Origin of the sequence: Tunturiibacter empetritectus (genome assembly GCF_014201375.1) — a bacterium.
Classification (GTDB): domain Bacteria; phylum Acidobacteriota; class Terriglobia; order Terriglobales; family Acidobacteriaceae; genus Edaphobacter; species Edaphobacter lichenicola_D.
On record NZ_JACHDZ010000005.1, the window covers coordinates 149,629 to 167,246 of the forward strand.

Genomic DNA, 17,618 nt, shown 5'->3' on the forward strand with positions numbered 1-17,618 from the left:
GCATGTCCATTGAGTGTCTACGATCACCTTGAGTTCAAACACCTGAAGAGCATTGTCGCAATCGCGGAAGCGGGAACAATCACCGCAGCTGCGACGCGCATTGCGTTAGCTCAGTCCGCTCTTAACCGGCAGATCAACGAGCTAGAAGACGCCCTCCACATCCAAATATTTGAGCGGGATCGTGGCGGAATGACCCTCACTCCCGCCGGCGATATCAGCAAAGCCTCTGCTGTCGAGGTCGCAAGACCTAACAGCGAAGCGCAAGCTCACCAACCCCAATCGAAGGAGCAGACCATGACAAATACCAAAGAACTAACCCCCGAAGAGCAAAGAAGGCAGTTCCAACAGGAAGCCCACCATCCTGCAACCGACAAGGTGCAGACGCCCTCTGAAATCGACCAACGGCATTATGCACCGCTCCACAATGCGTTGCCGAATGATGCCTCTGGTTACGAGTGGAAGCGGGAGACCGGCGATATCCAGAGCTACCAGCACAACCAGACGGGCGGCTGGCTGCATATTGACCAGCAAAGTCAGTTCTACGACCGCCATGCCCAGCCCATTGCGAAGGAACATGCTTTAGAACATGCTGGACACCTCACTCTTGCGGTCAGTGAAATCTCACAAGCTCAATCTATCGCTAAAGGCACTGTCGGCACCGACCAGGGGTTGAGCTTGTGATTCGGCGGCGGCCCCAACCACTCGAATGTCAGTTGGTAGAGAACAGCGGACTCATGGGTTTTCGGATAGAGGTATGTCAAGTTTTTTCGCAAAAAAACTTGACAATATGGCGTAGGTGGGACAGAGTAAAGGAGATGCCGAAGGCCGCCAAAACCCGCAGCACCGCCAGCTCTATCCGTCTGCAGATTGAACGCGGTGGCGAGAAGTTGTGGCGTCACAATGACTTCCGGGATCAGCCTTTTCCCGCCGTTGCCCAGACGCTCTCACGTCTGACCCGCAACGGGACATTAGAACGTCTGAGCAAAGGGGTCTACTATCGTCCTCGCTTCACAGCCTTCGGGCAGAGCCGCCCCAGCCCCACGGCAATCAAGAAACTGGCTGAGGGAACCAAGACGATCTTCCCATCCGGCACCGCTGCCGCCAATCTGCTAGGTTTCAGCACGCAAACACCGCGCCGAAGTGAGTTGGCAACAAGCTCACTCAGTCTCCCAAGGAAACTCATCGGCGCCGAGACTCGCGTTCATGCACGGAGACCGGAGGCATGGAAGAGCCTGTCTGAGACTGAAGCAGCCCTCCTCGACTTTCTACGCAAGGGCGGTAGCACAAGCGAACTGTCTGCCGAACGCACCATTCAGAAGACGTTGGCCCTACTGGCAACGGATCGCCACATTGAACGACTGCTCAAGGTGGCTGATTCGGAGCCGCCACGGGTTCGCGCTCTCCTGGGCGCACTGGCGGAAGAGCTTGAACGAGATCCCGCAGCACGAGCACGTCTCCATGCCTCCTTGAATCCGCTCTCCCGGTTCGACTTTGGACAATTCACATCCCTGTCGCACGCGCGCGAGTGGCAGGCCAAGGAAAGGCCAAAAACGTGAGACTGTTTGAACATCCTGACTTCGATCAGGTGATCCTCCAGGCGGCAGAGCACTTTCAGCTCCGCCCAGGAATCATCGAAAAGGACTACTACGTCACCGAAGTGCTGCGTATCATCGCCGCTACGGCCGGCGACAAAGTCATCTTCAAAGGCGGAACCAGCCTCTCGAAAGGCTGGAACTTGATTCAGCGGTTTTCAGAGGACATCGACATCTTTCTCGACCCGCTTGCCTTCGAGCCGCCTCTGACCAAACGCGGCATCGACCGCGAACTAAAGAGCCTGCGAGATGCCGTGGCCGGGCATCCAGCCCTTCAGTTTGTTCCCGAAGAGAGCCAAACCATAGGAGGCTTCGGGCGCAATGACCGGTTCTCGTATCACCAGCTCCACGGCGGTCCCGGTGAAGTCGTCAACCGCGTGCTCCTCGAAGCAGGAGCAGCCAGCGGTCGGGAACCCACCGAGAATGTCGAGCTGCGCTCCTACCTCGGTCAGTTTCTGCATGAAAAAGTAGTCACGCTCGGAGCGGAAGACGAAAGCTCGTTCCCAATGCGCTTGCTCCATTTCAGGCGAACCTTCGTAGAGAAGATGTTTGCCATTCACAGTAAAGTGGAAATCCTCAAACGGGATGGACGTGCTCTGGGCACCTACGCTCGGCACTACTACGACCTCTTTCAACTCGCATCCTGGCCCGAGATTTTAGAAATGCTGCAATCTGCCGAGTACAGGGACATCAAGCAGGACTACGACCGCATCAGCCGCACACACTTTCCTGGCAGCTACTTCTACCCAGACCAAATGAGCTTTGCCAACAGCGACGCGCTCTTTGCGACGGGAGACCTGTCTGCCGCGATTGGCCGCGAATACAAGGGTCAGTGCGAGATTCTCTGTTTCGGCTCCCACCCATCCTGGGAGATCGTGCAAGCCCGTTTCATGGAGCTTCGCAATCTGCTGTAGAACACGAATGCGCTCCTGGACAGGTGTCAATGGGAGATTTACCCTGGAACCTCATCCATGTCGGAAAACGCTTCTCTGGCAAGAGCAGTGTCGTAGCTCTTGATGACTTGAAAGTGGTTCAAGCCCGCCACTTGCTCTAGGTAGATTTCTTGAATAGGCATCGTCAACTGCCCTCCCCGTCGGTCTTGCGCTGGATTGCAGCAGAGGTTTTCGAGGTGATCGTGTCACCAGAGGGCGGTTTTCAAAACGTCACCGAGTGGGCGAAGAAGGAAATCTGCTGGCAGCAAGTGCAGAAGCTTCGTATTCCTCTCGACCAAGAGCTCGCGAAGCAATTGGTCGCGCGTGAAGATGACCGGCTAGTGAAGAAGGAAGCTGAGGCGCAACAGGAAGCGTTGGGCGGCATTGAAACTCAGATGGTAGTCGTCAACCTCGGATCTCTCTACTGGAAACAACTTCTGGCTTGGGCTAAGGCCCGCACGTTGTTAAGTCCAGATGAAGAGTCGATTATCGCGGTGGCATGTGGCATTCCACGAAAGCTGCCTACTGAAAAACAATCGGCGAGGCTTCTCAAGATCAAGGACAGAGTGGAGCTTGAGGGTTATTTGGGTAGATAAGAGGAGTCTTAAGAGGGGTTGAGCTAATCGGGTAGAGGCATTTTTATATGCTCTTATCATTCAGCCTCCGACGATAGAGTGATCCAGCACTTTCCTTAATTTCTTTGCTCTCATTTGCGGGCGGAAGGCTCCTCCCTGTCTTCGGCCAGATGGTCCTCCGCCACCCCCCTCAGCGGGGCGGTCCACCCTCCCCGCAACGCCCCTCCGTAAACAGCAAAAACAACAGCAAAAGCCGCTAAGGGGTGAGTGTACCGGGACATGCGTTACGTTGTGGACCTGAGACATCCGTTACAAACCCCTTGCGGTGGCGACGGTTCGAGTTGAGGGGCACAAGAAGACATCTATCCAGTCGTCGAGGCCGTGGGAATGTGGGAATCCCGAAGGCATTTCCAAAGAGAGTGGGAAGGGTGGGAAGCCGGCTTCATGGCTTTCCATGCTTTCCACTCTCTGTCATTTCCATGGCCTGCTATTCACTCGGAAATGCTGGATGAACGGCTAACTAGAGCAACTGTGCAGCCCGCCGTTCATCGCCACTAGATGATTCTACGAATCGTAGGGGCTCATCATCGACAACGAGAACACGAATGTTCATCGCCCGGTCCCTTGGGAAACCAGAGAAGATGCCGTGGTCAGGGGAAATTGGATCGAGACTAGAAACCGATGGTCTTGAATCGAGGAGACTCAAACGTCCCCTCGATCTCCGTAGAGCTTTTCGAGGCACCCTGGTATTCGCCGGGCCACGCCCGTTGCCTTCTTTGCAACTCCAGCAGGCCTTTCACTATGATCGAGGGGATTCGCCACGCGCAAGTTTCTCGCCGAGGAGAAGCGACGTTGGGCTGTGGCAAAACGGTCTCTTCCGTCACTCAAGATTTGACAGCCTTCCGAGGCTGTTCCTGGATTCCTTGAAGGAGTTATTGCATGGCGACTGCTTATTCGCGCAAGACCTCGGAGATACGTAGCGCTGGTCTCGCGATCGCAACAGCCGGTCTAATCGCCGGGACATTGGATCTAGCGGAAACCCTGATTGTGTTCGGAGCTAAGTCTCCTCTCGTGATCGCTGCAGGCTTGTTGGGGATGCAAAATGCTTCCCGCGGCGGCGCGCCGATCTACATCCTGGGAGTGCTGCTGCATTACCTGATTGTGTTTTCCGCGGCGGCTATCTACTTCGCAGTGAGTCGCAGGTTGCATTTTCTGCTCGAACACTGGCTGCTCTGCGGCTTGTTCTTTGGCGTAGCGATAGATGTAGTGATGAGAATGATTGTTCTTCCGCTTTCGGCCATGCACGCGAAGGGACCTTATCAATACCACGAATTAGCTCACGGGCTGGCCGCTCACATGATCCTCGTTGGGCTTCCTATAGCGTTCAGTGTTCAGCGGTTCGGCAGAGTCGCTGAGCCGGAGGGTGAAAATGTCGGCCGTTAAGTCTCGCAATATTCTCGTACTGGGAGCCGGAGAACTCGGTCTCCCGGTCCTGCGCAACCTGGCGCGCCGCGCAAAGAACGTGAAAGGGGCCAAGATCAGCGTGCTGCTGCGCAGCAGTGCGGTGGAATCCGATGCGCCGGCTAAGCAACGCGATATCGCCGAAATCCGCAGCCTGGGAATCGAGATCGTCATAGGCGATCTGGTGAAGAGCGCATTCGAAGAGCTCGCATCCGTGTTTGCACAGTATGACACTGTGATCGGTTGCGCTGGCTATGCCGCCGGGATCGACACGCCCATGAAGCTGGCGAAGGCCGCACTGCAGTCGGGCATTCCCCGTTATTTCCCATGGCAGTTCGGTGTCGATTTCGACGTGATCGGGCGCGGCGGACCGCAGGATATCTTCGACGCACAGTTGGACGTGCGTGAGCTGCTGCGTGCCCAGACCGCTCCCGAGTGGGTCATTATCTCGACCGGCATGTTCATGAGTTATCTATTCGAGCCGGAATTCGGCGTGGTCGACCTCGAAAGAAGCGAGGTTCATGCGCTGGGCTCACTCGACACCGCTGTCACACTGACGACTCCTGATGATATCGGAGCGCTGACCGCCGAGATCGTGTTCGCCGAACCCACCATCCGGAACGAGATTGTGTATCTGGCCGGCGACACCGTGACCTACGGAGAGGTCGCCGACAAGCTTGAAGCGGCTCTGCATCGCCCGTTCAGCCGCTCGGAGTGGACCTTGCCATTTCTGATGGAAGAGCTGGCACGCGACCCGCATAACATGATGCGCAAGTATCACGCCGCCTTCGCCCTGGGGCGCGGGGTGGCCTGGAGCAAGGACGGGACGTTCAACCAGCGCCACGGCATTCCTGTCACCGATGTGGGTGCGTGGATCGACGCCAATCTTGCGCCAGGTCGTAGCGGGTAATCGTATAGCCTGCCTACCCTATACCCGTGTGGTGGCACAATCTGCTGTACATCGATGCCGCCCCTCTGCGCCAGCGCTGATGAAGCGTCGGCCAGTCTCACCCTCAGCCGCCCAGCGCAAATCGCCGGACCCGCCACGAAAGCCTATCGTGATCAATTGTCAGTGATTGTATTTGCCATTATGCCCTCATCGAGGACTGTGGAGGATAGCCGCACTAAAGCCCGTTTCAAGGAGCGAGTCCGAATGAATACGAGAGATCGGGCCGCAGGGAGCCGCAGAGCTAACCGAAATCGATTGATCAACGAGACGCAGATAGCCGTGCGGAAAAGGGGACAGGCTTAGCGACGCGAATTGTAAGGGAACCTATGCGCGACGTTATTGCACCTCTATCGCGGAAACGATCGCGTCTCCTTTGGTCGGTCTGAACTCAAGAGTGACCATGCCATCCCTGGCATTTACTTCGAAATGCTGTTGATACGCGGTCAGCACCCCTCCCGCGGTGGCTGCCACATCCAGATTGGTCAGGACTTTCTGTCCGTTCGCCAAAACGTCGAAGATGCGATCTCCGGGATGAAGAGACGGCTCAACAAACGTGAGGACTACGCTATGCGGACCGTCATCCACCGGAACACGATAGGTAAAAGTTCCGGTGCGGTATGTGGCAGCTACCTCTGGGCTGCTGGTCCCGGCAATTGACGCCGGTGCCGGAGCTCTGAACCCACCTCCCGGACCGGTGATAACCTGCGCCGTTCCACCCTCGAAGAACGTGTCCGATCCAAAGCGCTTTTCCGGACTTGCGCCGGCAACCAGCGCGCCGCAATCGATATAGGTATCCTTCGCGGCGGCGCCGGAAAGATGCCACTGAACCTTATCCTCTACATCTCCCTTGGGGAAGGAGCCAGTTGCCATGAGGTTGTTCGCGCCAGGGCTGAGAACTATGCCATTCCAGACACAGATGCGGTCTGGGCAGTTTGCGAGCATTCCAACTAGCTTTCCATTTACTTTCAGGGAGGTCATCGGCGCATTGCTGTACACGCGCACATCCGCCATCCGGTAGGCTCGCTCGGTATAGAGGCCGGAGTTGATATGGACTGTTGGCGTCGCCGTCCAGTTGGCTTTGTAGAAGAAGTACGGATCCTTGCGATGCTTGTGGTCAAAGGTCACTATGCCCTTAGTATTGATGTCCTGGGCATTGCCCTCGCTACGCGTCGTACTTCCAAAGTCGAAGGAATTCCAGATAAACGTACCCCACAGATACGGTTTGCTGCTCATCGTGGACCAGTTCTGTTCGTGAATGTAGGATTCGTATTCCTCCGCCTGGGGCCGGTTGCGAGACTCTGGGCCACCCTGCGCATTGTCAGAGTGCAGTGAAATAGCACCCCCGGCACCATATTCGGTTACCGCCATGGGCTGTGCCGGCCGCGTGCGGTGTAGGGTGTCAAGATGAGGACCTAAGTCGGACGGTTTGCCGTAGTACCAGCCGAAGTAGCGGTTCGCACCGGCGAGGTCGGTGACCGAGGCTGTGATTGGCACCACAGTATCGGGTGCGTAGCGTATTCCCTCACAGCAAGTCGCCAATGTTGTGGGCCTGCCTGGGTCCCACTCGTGCGCGAGCTGATTCAACTCTTTGAGCAAAGGCAGGGGATCAGGAACGGCTCCGGTTTTGTTTCCGACAAAGGCGGGTATGCTGTTTCCAAAATCGATCTCGTTGCCGATGGACCAGGTGATCACCGAAGGATGATTGAAGTCCTGCGCAATCAGCTCTTGCAATTGCTGTCGGGCGTTCTCACGAAGCTCCGCCGTCGGTTGCAAGCTCTCTCCCAATGTCCACTGGCTTACGAGGGGTATCTCGTCCCAGAGCACAAGTCCATCGCGGTCCGCGAGGTCGTGAATCGGCTGGCCGTGCTGGTAGTGGGTCAAGCGGATGCCGGTCACTCCCATCTCACGCATCATCGCTTCGTCCGCGGCAACATCCTCAGGTTCCGATGCCCAACCCCTACCTTCACGATCTTGGTGATAGCCGACGCCGTGTACGGCGACGTGTTTTCCGTTGAGGAACAATCCATTCTGCGCGTCGAAGCGAACCTGCCGAATGCCAAAGGGGAGAGAGACGCGATCTACCAGTTTGGATGACTTGTTCGATAGTTCCACCACCAGGCGATACAGGTAAGGATCCTCCACACCCTGCCAGAGATGCGGATGAGGCGCAGCGATGTCCGCGGTCCTCTCCACCACGTTCGCTGGTCCTACTGTGACGGACTGCACTTGTTGGGCGGCGACCTTGCCTTGCGCGTCAACGAGCAGAGTTCGGAGTACAAGGGCACCACTCTGCTCACTATCGTTGCGGACTCGCACGCGCACTTGCACCTTTGCCGAGGCAGGCGCAACGGACGTCGTCTTCGCATAGACTCCGGAGGAGCCATGGTCCATCAAATCAATGTGCACCTTCTTGGTGAAAATGAGGCTTACCGGACGATACAAACCGCCGTAAACAAAGAAGTCTCCCGTAAGCGGCAACACGTCGGCAGTCGAGCTTCCCAGCGCGGGTTTCGTGTTGTCCACCTTCACCGTGAGCGTGTTCTCATGACCTGGCTTAAGTGCTGCGGTGCTGTCCAGGCGAAAGCGCGAGAATCCCCCACGGTGTGTGCCGAGCAAGGTCCCGTTCAACCACACCGTGGCGACGCGGCTTGCTGCGTCGAATTGCAGAAAGCTTTCCATACCAGACATGTTCGCCGGCGGAGTGAAAACAAGCTTGTACCAGCCAACTCCCTGCGTCGTTACCACGTTCTGCGCGGTGTTGCTATGGGACGCGGGCGCGTCCTTATAGTAGCCCACCCGGTTCCAGGTGTGGGGCACGCTGACGGTCGTCCATGTTGCGTCCGGTTCCGCCTGTAGCTCCGTGGCAGATTCCGGCCCTAATTTGAAGCGCCATCCATCGCGGAGTGACATCTCGACACGGGGATCGTCAACCGTGGAACGGTGGCTTCCGCTCGTTGGAGACATCTGCGCCTGATTTTCCAAGGTGAGCGGCAAGAGACACAGCATAAGCAAACAATGAATGCGGTGCAAAGATAGGCTCCATGTGATCGCGTGGTTAGAGAGACTGCGCGATTATAGGCATTACATGAATTGCTGTCACCGGGCTGTGTGGAACCGACATTGAGGCGCTAAGGGCTTTGAGAATCATTAGGTCGAGAGAGCCGTGCAAACTCCGAATTTTCCGGGGTCACGATGCTTCTTTCGGTGCGGTCCCCAGGCGCTCCTGTGTAGATTGACGACAACAGGCCACGGCACTCATCGACAGCTCAGAGCACTCTTCGCGCTGCTCTGAAGCGCATCTCTTCGGAGCTGAATTTCTCCGATCTCCATGTCTCGAAAGAAGACTCTGTAGAGCCCCGGTGTGATCAGCTCGACACCCAACTCTTCGAAGCGGAATACTTCGCTGATGAAGACCCTGTTCTTGTGCCAGCTGATGTCGCCGCTATTGTTGACTCGTCGCAGCAGGAGACCCTTTGGGTACCTGAACTCTGGCAACTTGCGGGGCAGTCGGATCGAACTGGGGATATAGAGACTTGCGGGAACTTGATTGTTCAGGCCCTCGTGCGGGCGCTCGTTATTGAACACGTAGCGAAAGTTATCGAATCGGCTTTGCTGTGCGCGAAGCGATGCCGCAGGCGGATTTGTCGTGTCCTCCTTCAGTGTGCGATGCATCCGCTCATGGCGGCCGTTTTGTTGAGGTCGACCTGCTTGAATGCGCTCATGCACGATCCCGAGCTTCATCCAGCCGAGTGAGAGCTTCGACAGTCCCAGTAGTCCTGTGCCCGCAAACGGTGCTCCGTTATCCGTCCTGATCCGTGCTGGAACCCCGTGCTCCCGCATGGCGGCTTCACAAATCGCTCGGACCTGGCTTAGGTCCATTCGCGAGACAATCTGGCAACGAATCAAGTAACGGCTGTACGCATCGGTGATCGTGAACGGATCGCAGCGCTTGCCGTCACCGGTGACGAAGTAACCCTTAAAATCCATGCACCAAAGCTGATTCGGACCCGTGACCATGGAGAACGGCTCCGAGCATGGCGTAGTGCGTTTTCTCTTTTTCTGGGGGCTAGTCAGACCCGCACGGCTCAAGATGTTGCCAAATGTACTAGCTGCAGGCCACACCATGTCTGGCTGTAGCATCTCCAGCCTTGCTTTGAGGTTCCGCGCGCCCCAGGATGGATGCTTGGCCCGAAGCACGAGGATGGCGTTCTCGATCGGCTCTAGCGTCGCGTGGGAGCAACCATGCGGGCGGCGACTGCGATCTACGAGTCCTTCTGGCCCCGTCTCGTGGTAGCGGTTGATCCAACGGTAGCCCGTTGGGCGGGAGATTCCGTACTCACGGCACAGGTCCGCCACTGACATCTCCTCTTTCTGATAACTCGATAAAAACTGAAGACGTTGATCCATGATCCGACTCTCTTTCCAGGGCATACAACATCGTCGTGCGTGCCCAAAGCCGAGGAATTGTCGCCGTCGCGCTCCGCTGTAAACCATGTCTCCGGTCTGTTTTGTAACGGAAGTGCTAAGTACGCTCAGGGGAGCTCCGCCCCTCGCGCCCGCAAGGGGTGTCCCCAGGCTTCCACGCTGCGCTTGTGCAGCCCTCCGCTTCGCTACGCCCTTTCCACTTTCGCTGCGCTGCGCTTCGTTTCAAGGGTGGGAGATCCCCTCCCCTTGCAGTTGCTACCCCCCGCCTTCGCCAGGAGGCGTTCGGCATGTAGGTACATGCCACGCATGGCATGAAAAGCAACGGCCAAGGCCAAGGAGGAAGCACCCATGAACACCAACACCACCACCACCAACGTCACCCCGTCCACCCCAGCCGCAGCAACGGCAGACCGCCAAAGAGATCATCGCCGCCAATGTCAAGGAGCTTATCGCGCAGTTGGAGTCAGGTCACAGCAACGCGCTTACGGCGTACCTCGACGCCATGAGCCGCTTTCACAATTACAGCTTTGGCAATGTCCTCGAAATCGCACGACAGAGGCCGGACGCAACGCGCGTTGCGGGTCTGTACGCATGGAACCAGCTTGGCCGCAAAGTGAGGAAGGGAGAGAAGGGTATTCGCATTCTTGCTCCCATCATCGGCATTCGCCGCAAGACAGAGAAGGAAGCCGAGAAAGACCCTGCCTACCAGAACAAACCCGTTTTGGTTGGATTCCGTAATGCCTACGTCTTCGATGTCTCGCAGACTGAGGGTGCGGAGCTTCCCACCATGCACGAGGTACACGGCGACGTGGGCGAGAACCGCGACCGTTTCATACATCGAGCGGCAGAGCATCGAGCTTGTCTTTACCGAAAACATCGCTCCCGCGTTAGGTGTCAGCTACGGCGGCAGGATTGCCATTCTCCCCGGCCAATCGGAAGCCGAGGAATTTTCCACGCTTGTCCATGAACTCGCGCACGAGATGTTGCACAAGGCTGACCGCCGCACAACGACCACCAAGGTTGTAAAGGAGACGGAGGCCGAGGCCGTCGCGTTTGTAGTCGCAAAGCGGTTGGTCTGAAATCAGGAACCGCATCAGCTGACTACATCCACCTGTACCACGGAAACGCTTCACTTCTGGCCGAGAGCTTGGAAGTGATACAGCAGACCTCTGCCGTCATTCTTGCCGCATTGCAGCCGCCGACCGAAGAGCAAGCGGCGATGCCCGATGCAGAACTGGCGAAGGTGGCGTAATGAAGACTATCCTTCAAATTCTCACAATGGCGGGAGGTTGGCACCACGGACTCAACCTCAAGATCGAGAACCCGCCCTATATGGCGTTGGTGATCGAGTCCACCGAGGAGTCAGGCCCATGCGGGCTCCCTGCTATTTCTGTCGCTCACTACGGCGAACAGAACGGCGACCTTATGCGCGACCCGGAGATTTGCTTCGAGTTTGGACTTGGAGGAGGGGCGCACCTCAACCCCTTCTACTGGCGCAACGATTATGCCGGTATCGAGCAATGGTCACGCTTCATTCAAGACGGCCATTACGCCTTTCACACTGAGCTTTACAAGCAGCACGAACAGTTCGCCAAGCAGTGGGACAAAAACCTGCGACGTCAGGGCTTTATCGAAGCCTTTGAGCGGCAGCAGCGGAACCAATGCGCCTAACCCTTTCTCGCCCCGGTGCGGACAGGAAAGCGCGTCCGCTTCACAACACCCAACGCAGTGCAACCGCTCGAAAGGAGCCATTGCCATGAACACCACCACCATTGCCAACGCCACCGAGTACCGCAACCTGCCTCTCGCGTTGCTCACTGAATCCAAGACCAATCCTCGCCGAACCTTCGAGAATGATTCCTTGGAGGAATTGGCCGGGAGCATCCGCACCCAGGGCAATGTCGAGTGCACAGAAATCACGGCATAAGATATTATTTTCTTGTGTGGGAAATTTTGTGGGGGGTCATCGTCGAATATCGACATATCTCTTTGATTTATCAGAATTTTCGAAAATCTGGGGCAACCAACGTATACTTCCCCAAGCCTCCCCAGTTCGTAGTGCTGCATCCTGATGCCTCTATCGCGCGGCGATGGCGGCCGGCGCAACGGGCAATATCTCGCTACGAGCGAGGCTCGAATACTATCCGGGATATTACGCCGCTGATGTCTTGGACCCAGACGGATATTCGTTCGAGCTTGTTCACAAGAGTTAGTGTGCATTATTTTCCGCACAGCCGCTCGTGCAAAATGCAAAGAGGAAACAGGTTGTACGCGCCCTCGACGCGATGGTGAGCGAGTGGGTGTGAAGCGGCTCAGTTTTCAGCAAGTCTGGTGTAGTTGAGCGAGCAAACACATCGCTGACATGTTGGGTTTCGGGCAATGTCTAGTGTGCGCCGGAATTGCTGCGCTTCTTCAGAATTAACGGCGTCTTCTAACGAGTTCCTCTCGACTGTGCCAATCTTACGGTGAAAAAAACAAGGCCGAATAGACCCGTCGACCTCCAGTACTGCGGAAACCCAGGGTGCGTTGCAGACAGGCGACTCTGGCGTGAGCTCGCCCAGATGTTCGCGAAATCGCCGCACGATATGTCGTAGCTTCTCGGGCGGCTCCACAATGTAGCGCCGAGCGATTTCGTCGCGGAACTGTTCGAGCAGCAATTCAATCTCGACTTCAAGGGCCGCTATCTCTGACCGTGTCAGCGCAACCTCGCTCTGCCGTTCGCCGGGCCAAATGAGGTCTCGGTTGAATGCGTGCGACGATACATCAGTCGCCAGAAAAGAGATGGAATCAAAGCCCAGCCGTTTTGCCGCGGCTACCGTTTCGCGCAAAAAGAGGAAGTTGGCACGCTGCACGGTGCTTCGGGCTTGGATCGGCATACCCGGTTGATGGCACCGAATTGCTGCTATGCCTACTCGAATCAGATCAAATCCTCGAGTGACCCGCCTAATACCGTCATGGATCGCTTCTGGGCCGTCAAGCGAAATGATGATTTCATCCACGGAGCTCGCTACGATATCCGCTCGTTTCTGAAGCAACAGTCCGGTCGTTAGAAGAGTAACTCGGACCTCGCAGCTCTTGAGGAAGCTACATAATGCCTCAAAGTTCGAGTGAAGCAGCGGCTCGCCTCCCGTCAGTACGACCTGCTGCACTCCCAAAGCAATGATGGAGTCGCGGAGGCGCTTAAAGCTTGCGAGGTCGAGCCCTAAGCCAGGCGGCCTTTTCCAAATATCGCACATAAGGCAGCGGCAGTTGCAGTTCTCATGCAGGTTCAACAGCAAAATAGGAAGCGATGTGAGCTTATGCGGCAACGCGTGAGAAAGCTGCGCCTTTACTTCCAATTCAACTGACATGGCACCTCCTGCGATAAGACTTATGTCCGGTAGCGGGTTCGTCGACATGGCTACACCTTCATTCTGGAAACGCGGAGGCCGCCGACACGAACATTGCCATCACCCAAGACATTCTCCGCTGCATCGAGTAACGATGTTACTGGAGCGCGCAGCCAACGGACTTCCTTCTCAACCATGAGCGGGACAAGTGCTCGCCTCATCTGCGTTGTGAGCCTGTCGAAGATTTCAGATGAAGCAAGTTGTACCAAGCCGCCGACAATCACCAACTCCACATCCCGCCAACTCAACTCACTCAAGATATGTGCTGGGCTTCCTGCTCGCTGAGTTATAGCAATAAGGTCGGCTACGGCACCTCCGCGTAGTGAACCCTCACCGTCATGCAGCCGTAAAAGCTGTGCGGCTTCATCAGTAACCATTGAGTAGAGTCTGTCATCGCTAAGGTCGCAGGCCCAACTAGCAAAGCGAATCTCATCTAGGAGATCACCCTTTGAAGTTAACGGTGAGTCGCTTCCAAGTGCAAGCCTCTCGATGGAACGTAATAGGTCATCTGTGTGAGTTTTTTCGAAGAGAAAGCTGTTTGAAGTAGGACAAATTACCAGGGCAGAGCGGCGCTCATTCAGGAGTGCCGCACCTTTGGCATCCAGTGCTAATCCATGTATAAGGACGGTACGCTCCTCGATCGCGCCAACAGCATCGAGCGTGTATAACTCTTTAGCTGCAACATGATCGACACCTTCGCAGGCATGGATGAGAAAGGGAGCATTGGCGGGAGTACCCTCCAGGGCAGACCGGACATCTTTTGCGAATGCCAGCGAGTGGTCCCATCCGTAGTTTGTGATCACCCTTATGGGAAAGTCCCTAGTCAGCAGCACCGGATCGATCGGGTTGTGCTGACATACGGTGGTGACCCCGCACAGCAGGTTGCGGATGCCACCGCACCACAGGCGAACGTCTTTCGGCACTCTTTTGTGAAGCGCAATCTTCTCGGCTTCCTTGACTTGAATATCCAGCGCCCACTCAGTCGCGTTCTCGTATGGAGGAGAGCCCAACCGGGGGAAGAGCGCAAACTCAAGGTGATCGTGTGCATTCACCAGCCCCGGAAAGACGAGATATCCACTCAGGTCAATTTGATTCGTTCCGTTTCTAGTGGCCGTCTGTGCAGTTTCTGTCGCAATTGAAGCAATTAGTCCGCTGTCCACGGTGACAGAGGCTGCAAGACTCTCATGTGCGCCCAAAACGCAGTGAGCGCCTCGCAAATGAAGATCTTCGTACTTCCTAATTGCAGGTGATGACGCGGACATCCTGCGAAAATGAAGCAAGTAGATTGCAGGCTTTCCAGCCGCTTGCTGCCACGCTGCCTCTTTGCCTGCCGTCATGAACAATTCATGTTCACTCTCGTCGAATGGCGGTTCGAGGCACACGACAATCGCGAAACCATAAGCGACGAACGTGCTGATTAGATCGATCAGAGGCCGCGTATGCACTTTGAGTTTGTATGTCTGGACGGGAGTATCAAAGCCACGTTTCCAGCCAAGTGCAGCCGCGGTGCCCGGATGCATGTCCGACAGAAATAAATCTCCACCAGGACGGATCACTCGCGCTAATTCGGACGCACATAGCTCTAGGTCTTCCACATAGCTCAGAACGAACGAGGCGAGTCCCAGATCTTTGCTGTCGGACGCAATTGGAATAAGAGGAAGTGCGGCATGGATTAACTTCGTACCCAAAAGCTCTTTGCGAGCAGCTATCTCAATCATCTCGCTGGAACTATCCAGACCATGCAACGAGGCTGGTTCGCCGTCCACGAAACGCGACAGCCATCTTCCACTGCCACAGCCTACATCTAAGATGTGCCGGTCTTTCGTGCGCGGCAGAAGATGAGCGAAATAACGTTCCTCAAGCGCAAGCAGCGGATTAGGCTGCGTGTCATATACTTTCGCCCAAGCTGCGAAGGCATGCTCGTTTTCCGTCTTTGTTCCAAACTCAGCGGTCCTCACAGACTTTCTCGCTTTGGCTTGCGTAGCTTGATGAAGTTGTTCGCCCACTGCAACTCAACCGGATAGCTGTACACCTGCAGCGTATACCGCCATGAGCTTAAGGTTTTCAGTAGAATGCGGCTCCACTTAGGTGCGCGAATGTCCTGAACGGTAGGCCATCGAGATGCGACAACTAATTCGAAGTTGTCGATCAGCTCCTTCGTCCTGGATTTTAGCCAGGGGGCACTCGTGTCGATGCGAAGAGTGAAGTCCATCCACCGTTTAGTCGCCCATCCTGCCGGGCTGTCGGGAAAGGAAATCTTGTCGTCCACATCCCCGTACATAGAGCCTTTCTGCGGAGTGGGTGTGTAGTGCTGGACGATGATCTCCGAGTCCGGATTAATTCGTTTGATCCTTCGGATAAACCTCAGAGTTTCTCGCGTGTCCCGTTCAGGATCTTTAGGGTTACCGACCACGAACGAAAATTCAGGAATGATTCCGAACTCTCGCGTCCGCTCGGCCATCGTAATGGTTTGTTCCGTGGTTATACCCTTTTGCATTTCCTCTAATGCCCAATCGGAGCCGGACTCGGCACCAAAGAAGATCATCGCGCAACCTGCATCGGCAATCGCGGCCATCGTCTCATCTGAATATCGTGACATGATATCTACTCGTCCTTCACACCACCACCGCAGCTTTAGGGGACCCATCAGTTCGCAGAGCTTACGTGCGTGGTCTTCGCGAAGGAAGAAGTTCATATCGTAGAACTGCACCGAGTCCGCGCCATATTGGTCGATCAGATGCTTGAGGATTGCCACCGTACGTTCAGGCGATTCCATCTTTTCGTCGCGTCCATAGGCCGCATGAACGCCGCAGAAGCTGCAGTTGAAAGGGCATCCAATGCTGGCGTGATGGACTGCCGTGCGCTTGCCGAAGAAGGAAGGCCGCAGGTACTTCTCTACTGGCAGGCGATGGAACGGAGACCATGGAAAGCTATCCGGGCCTTTCATCGGACGCTCAGCATTGCTGCGATGCAGACCGAACGCATCTTTGTAGGCAAGCCCGCGGATTGAATCCAGGGGGCGCTTGCCGCGTAGCGCGTCGATCAATTCGAGCAGGGTATCCTCACCCTGTCCCCGCACGACAAAGTCTACATACCTGGCGTTTAGTGCCGCATCCGGGTAAATCGAAGGAAAATATCCCCCCCATACGATCTTTACATGGGGCCGCAACTTGCGGATCTCACGCGAAACTTCCATGGCTGTGACCATTTGCGGTCCAGGCATAGTGGAGACACCGAGTAACTGCACTGGATGCGCGTCGATAAGCTTCAATAGCGCTTCGACCGGCTTCTCTTCGAGGTTCCCGTCAACGATCTCGTACTCTTCACGCCCCTCCAAAACGGCGGCAAGAGCCAGCACCGCCAAAGGCAGCCGGCAGTTGCGTGGTCTTGTAGCTCGTGGATGAAAAAGGAGAATCATGCAGATTTCCTAGCTGTATAAATCTGGAAACGTGACGGTTCGCGGCGACGATTCCAACGTGCAATCCACGGCCGCATCGCCCAGCGGAATCCATAAAACGGATTGTGGCGCTCCCAGCGGACGCCGAGCTTCTCTTCCAGGTCTCTAAGCCGCTCGTCTGTCAAAAACTCGAGGCTTCGAAGTGAGTTCGAAGATGTGCCAAACCGCTTAAAGAACGCTGCCTGCCGTTCCGCAATCATCTGCTCGCCGCTACTCTCGTTGGAGTACCAAGGCGAATCTGCCACGACGATTGTTCCACCGTTCCTAAGGCAGCGCAGCGCTTCCTGCAGGCTGGCCTCGTAACTCTCTGCATAGTGAAAGGAGGCGTTGAAGAAGACCGCATCGAATTGGGCAGAGGCAAATGGGAGGCGCGTACTTTCGGCCTGTACACGCGGAAACATCTTCTGCAGGTGTGCCTGATAATGTTTTGCGGCACCGAGTCCGTCCTGATCATTAACCAGCAAGTCCACCGCTACAGGTCGAAGCCCCATCTGTGAAAACCGATAGCACATCCATCCATTACCCGCGCCCACATCCAGAACGCGTGCATTCGCTCCCGCTTCTGCCTGGACCTTCGGAAGAATCTGCTTCGCAAGATAGGAATACGTACGCGCACGGATTGTCCATTGCGCCTGATTCTTGCCTGAGAGATCCTTATGCGGGAGTGCCAGATAGTAATCCGCGTTTTGACCGCCACGCCCTTCGGCAGCGCGAATCATTTCATAATCTGTAATGAACTGCGAATAGTGTGCCGTGCGATCTTCGGTGAGTGCAATCCAGATCCCTTCGCGAAGAACCACGGAATGGCGACATCCATTGCAGATGAGGTCGTTCTCTT

The 17,618-nt window shown here is 55.9% G+C and carries 13 protein-coding genes and 2 pseudogenes; 9 read left to right on the plus strand and 6 right to left on the minus strand.

Translation table 11 applies throughout. The features are described from left to right. The first annotated feature begins 9 nt into the window (after positions 1–9). The 6 genes from HDF10_RS15325 to HDF10_RS15350 all read left to right on the plus strand — a co-directional run bounded on the left by HDF10_RS15325 (position 10) and on the right by HDF10_RS15350 (position 5,470). Positions 10–681 (plus strand): helix-turn-helix domain-containing protein, encoded by a 672-nt coding sequence (locus tag HDF10_RS15325; protein ID WP_183814849.1) that lies wholly within the window; start codon positions 10–12, stop codon positions 679–681. 134 nt (positions 682–815) lie between these two features. Next, on the plus strand, positions 816–1,556 hold the full coding sequence (locus HDF10_RS15330; RefSeq protein ID WP_183814851.1) for a DUF6088 family protein: 741 nt from the start codon (positions 816–818) through the stop codon (positions 1,554–1,556). Then, positions 1,553–2,506 (plus strand): nucleotidyl transferase AbiEii/AbiGii toxin family protein, encoded by a 954-nt coding sequence (locus HDF10_RS15335; RefSeq protein WP_183814853.1) that lies wholly within the window; start codon positions 1,553–1,555, stop codon positions 2,504–2,506. The genes HDF10_RS15330 and HDF10_RS15335 overlap by 4 nt, the downstream gene beginning before the upstream one ends. A gap of 149 nt (positions 2,507–2,655) precedes the next feature. Beyond that, positions 2,656–3,120, plus strand: coding sequence for a hypothetical protein (locus HDF10_RS15340; protein WP_183814855.1), 465 nt, complete (start codon positions 2,656–2,658; stop codon positions 3,118–3,120). Between the two features lie 918 nt (positions 3,121–4,038). Beyond that, positions 4,039–4,542 carry a hypothetical protein gene (locus HDF10_RS15345; protein WP_183814857.1) on the plus strand — a complete coding sequence of 168 codons (504 nt, stop codon included), beginning with the start codon at positions 4,039–4,041 and terminating at the stop codon, positions 4,540–4,542. Further along, complete coding sequence (locus HDF10_RS15350) at positions 4,529–5,470, plus strand: aromatic alcohol reductase (RefSeq protein WP_183814859.1); 942 nt, start codon at positions 4,529–4,531, stop codon at positions 5,468–5,470. The genes HDF10_RS15345 and HDF10_RS15350 overlap by 14 nt, the downstream gene beginning before the upstream one ends. A gap of 375 nt (positions 5,471–5,845) precedes the next feature. On the opposite strand, the gene HDF10_RS15355 is transcribed toward HDF10_RS15350, so the two are convergent. Beyond that, complete coding sequence (locus HDF10_RS15355; protein ID WP_260177918.1) at positions 5,846–8,473, minus strand: glycoside hydrolase family 2 TIM barrel-domain containing protein; 2,628 nt, start codon at positions 8,471–8,473, stop codon at positions 5,846–5,848. Positions 8,474–8,775: 302 nt separating this feature from the next. Next, positions 8,776–9,940, minus strand: a pseudogene (locus HDF10_RS15360) (IS481 family transposase). 415 nt (positions 9,941–10,355) lie between these two features. On the opposite strand from HDF10_RS15360, the pseudogene HDF10_RS15365 reads away from it, so the two are divergent. From HDF10_RS15365 to HDF10_RS15375, 3 genes and pseudogenes are all read left to right on the plus strand, one after another. Then, positions 10,356–11,186: pseudogene (locus HDF10_RS15365) on the plus strand (ArdC family protein). Then, the gene (locus HDF10_RS15370; RefSeq protein WP_183814863.1) at positions 11,186–11,605 is read left to right on the plus strand and encodes a DUF6908 domain-containing protein; all 420 of its coding nucleotides are present in this window, start codon (positions 11,186–11,188) and stop codon (positions 11,603–11,605) included. The pseudogene HDF10_RS15365 and the gene HDF10_RS15370 overlap by 1 nt, the downstream one beginning before the upstream one ends. Before the next feature lie 85 nt (positions 11,606–11,690). Next, complete coding sequence (locus HDF10_RS15375) at positions 11,691–11,861, plus strand: ParB N-terminal domain-containing protein (RefSeq protein WP_221271810.1); 171 nt, start codon at positions 11,691–11,693, stop codon at positions 11,859–11,861. Positions 11,862–12,246: 385 nt separating this feature from the next. Here the strand turns inward: HDF10_RS15375 and HDF10_RS15380 are convergent, their stop codons facing one another. The 4 genes from HDF10_RS15380 to HDF10_RS15395 are packed head-to-tail and all read right to left on the minus strand — an operon-like array spanning position 12,247 to position 17,580. Then, on the minus strand, positions 12,247–13,284 hold the full coding sequence (locus tag HDF10_RS15380; protein WP_183814865.1) for a radical SAM protein: 1,038 nt from the start codon (positions 13,282–13,284) through the stop codon (positions 12,247–12,249). A 50-nt stretch (positions 13,285–13,334) separates the two neighbouring features. Beyond that, positions 13,335–15,329: a methyltransferase domain-containing protein gene (locus tag HDF10_RS15385; RefSeq protein WP_221271777.1), complete on the minus strand. Its 1,995-nt coding sequence runs from the start codon at positions 15,327–15,329 to the stop codon at positions 13,335–13,337. Next, positions 15,278–16,741: a B12-binding domain-containing radical SAM protein gene (locus HDF10_RS15390; protein ID WP_183814869.1), complete on the minus strand. Its 1,464-nt coding sequence runs from the start codon at positions 16,739–16,741 to the stop codon at positions 15,278–15,280. Before HDF10_RS15390 ends, HDF10_RS15385 begins: the two co-directional genes overlap by 52 nt. Next, a complete protein-coding gene (locus HDF10_RS15395; RefSeq protein ID WP_311732775.1) occupies positions 16,738–17,580 on the minus strand; it encodes a class I SAM-dependent methyltransferase in 843 nt (280 codons plus the stop codon). The genes HDF10_RS15390 and HDF10_RS15395 overlap by 4 nt, the downstream gene beginning before the upstream one ends. Positions 17,581–17,618: the final 38 nt, after the last annotated feature.

Coding starts and splice junctions, on each gene's coding strand:
- HDF10_RS15350 (WP_183814859.1), top strand. CDS start 4,529: ATGTCGGCCGTTAAGTCTCGCAATATTCTCGTACTGGGAGCCGGAGAA.
- HDF10_RS15375 (WP_221271810.1), top strand. CDS start 11,691: ATGAACACCACCACCATTGCCAACGCCACCGAGTACCGCAACCTGCCT.
- HDF10_RS15370 (WP_183814863.1), top strand. CDS start 11,186: ATGAAGACTATCCTTCAAATTCTCACAATGGCGGGAGGTTGGCACCAC.
- HDF10_RS15380 (WP_183814865.1), bottom strand. CDS start 13,284: ATGTCAGTTGAATTGGAAGTAAAGGCGCAGCTTTCTCACGCGTTGCCG.
- HDF10_RS15355 (WP_260177918.1), bottom strand. CDS start 8,473: ATGTCTCCAACGAGCGGAAGCCACCGTTCCACGGTTGACGATCCCCGT.
- HDF10_RS15330 (WP_183814851.1), top strand. CDS start 816: ATGCCGAAGGCCGCCAAAACCCGCAGCACCGCCAGCTCTATCCGTCTG.
- HDF10_RS15390 (WP_183814869.1), bottom strand. CDS start 16,741: ATGATTCTCCTTTTTCATCCACGAGCTACAAGACCACGCAACTGCCGG.
- HDF10_RS15345 (WP_183814857.1), top strand. CDS start 4,039: ATGGCGACTGCTTATTCGCGCAAGACCTCGGAGATACGTAGCGCTGGT.